This window comes from Candidatus Clostridium eludens (assembly GCF_045310515.1).
GTDB classification, from domain to species: Bacteria; Bacillota; Clostridia; order Clostridiales; family Clostridiaceae; genus Clostridium_B; species Clostridium_B eludens.
Genome location: NZ_JBJHZX010000116.1, coordinates 1 through 1,617, shown reverse-complemented (window position 1 = coordinate 1,617; position 1,617 = coordinate 1). Strand labels below are relative to the sequence as shown.

Annotated in this window: 2 protein-coding genes; both read left to right on the top strand. The window is 30.3% G+C overall.

Annotation, left to right across the window (positions count from 1 at the left end; all coding sequences use genetic code 11):
• Positions 1 to 399: 399 nt before the first annotated feature.
• Positions 400 to 747 (top strand): four-helix bundle copper-binding protein, encoded by a 348-nt coding sequence (locus ACJDU8_RS25415; protein WP_406794978.1) that lies wholly within the window; start codon positions 400 to 402, stop codon positions 745 to 747.
• 298 nt (positions 748 to 1,045) lie between these two features.
• Positions 1,046 to 1,279, top strand: coding sequence for an SHOCT domain-containing protein (locus ACJDU8_RS25410; protein ID WP_406794977.1), 234 nt, complete (start codon positions 1,046 to 1,048; stop codon positions 1,277 to 1,279).
• The last annotated feature ends 338 nt before the right edge of the window (positions 1,280 to 1,617 follow it).

The following is a 1,617-nucleotide window of genomic DNA, read 5'->3' as shown; positions in this document are numbered from 1 at the left end:
TAGTTTACCTCCAATCACTTTCTACATTATAATAAATACAGATGTAATTGTCCAAACCTATTTAGGGGCTTAAGAGTAATCTCTTACACCAACTGGTTTAATTCATTATTCTCGTGTCTTAGCTTGATGGCCATGTGGTAATGGGAGCATCCGTGTCATGTACTGCAAAGTAGGTTCTATAATTTGAAAATGTGTATTCAATATCTTATTTCATTTAGACAATAAATTTGTAGTGTCTAAATACAATAACTAATACAGATGAATAACTTTCTTATTCCCCCTTTTCGGAGGGATGGGCAAAAATACCCAAAATGAATTGACATTTCTTTTAGGTATAATAATAGTTTTTTTGCACACAATAAAATTCGTGAAAATAATAAACCAAAAGGAGTGTTTTAAATGGGTGTAGCAACTATGGTAACAAACAAATATCAGGCATGTATAGATGCCTGCACAAAATGTGCTCAAGCATGTTATGAATGTTTCGAAGCTTGTATTAATGAGCCTGATTTAGATGCAAGAAGAAGCTGCATAAAAATGCTTGTTGAGTGTGCAAAGATGTGCGAAATGTCAACAGCACTTATGTCAATGAATGGGCAATTTGCAAAAGAACATTGCAAAATTTGTGCTACTATTTGCGATGCGTGTGCAAAGGAATGTGATATGTTCAAAGATGACCATTGTCAAAAATGTGCAGATCAGTGCCGTATGTGTGCAGATGAATGCAGAAAAATGGCAGGTATGTAGTAATGGAACAAAAAAACAGAATAAGCAATCCTAAAATTAACAAATAGTAAGATTCTTGTCTACTGTTTATTTTTCATCTTCCTAAATTCGTATTCTTTTGTCCTTCTATAAAAAGTATTACTTTTCATAGAAACAAGCTTCATAGCTTTTACTGCTGTTATTTTATATAAACTAACAAAAGAACAATTGAAAAAAGAAGTTATGTAATAAATTCAAGAATTAGTAAAGCAAGTATAATAAGGCATTCTATTTGTAAAAATAGATAATAGATTGAACAAGAATTTTAGGAGGGATTAACATGAGGTATGGATATTGGGGATGGGGAATGATGCCTATAATGATTGTATGTTTTTTACTTATAATCGCTATAGTAGTATTTTTCATGAAATCATTTAATGATAGCAGCAGTTATCGACATAATAGAAAACCAATTGAAATACTGAATGAAAAATTAGCATCTGGCGAAATAAGTGAAGAAGAATATAAAAGAAAAAAGCAAATATTAACTGAAAAATACAACATTGATAAATAGTTACAAACAAAGTCATGATCACTCGTAAAGCAGAACATCATAAAATAAGGAAGTCTGATATAACACATTTACTATTTATCGGATTTCCTTATTTTTTTATATGGCCCAGTACATGACACAGCTGCTGGTATTGCTCCTAGTACTTTAGCACCATTATAGTCTATAAAATTTAGACAATATTTTTATAATGTCTAATTAAGCTACCTGTTAAAAAATAAAACTAGAGCGTTTTTTACTCTAGTTGCTGAACAAAATGAAAACATTATGACACATATTATGTATAAAGATTATACCCATTTGCTTTAAATAATTACAGTAGGTCTAACTTTGAATCTTTT

Bases quoted from the DNA above. Each gene is read 5' to 3' on its own strand.
- ACJDU8_RS25415 (WP_406794978.1), top strand. From the start codon at position 400: ATGGGTGTAGCAACTATGGTAACAAACAAATATCAGGCATGTATAGAT.
- ACJDU8_RS25410 (WP_406794977.1), top strand. From the start codon at position 1,046: ATGAGGTATGGATATTGGGGATGGGGAATGATGCCTATAATGATTGTA.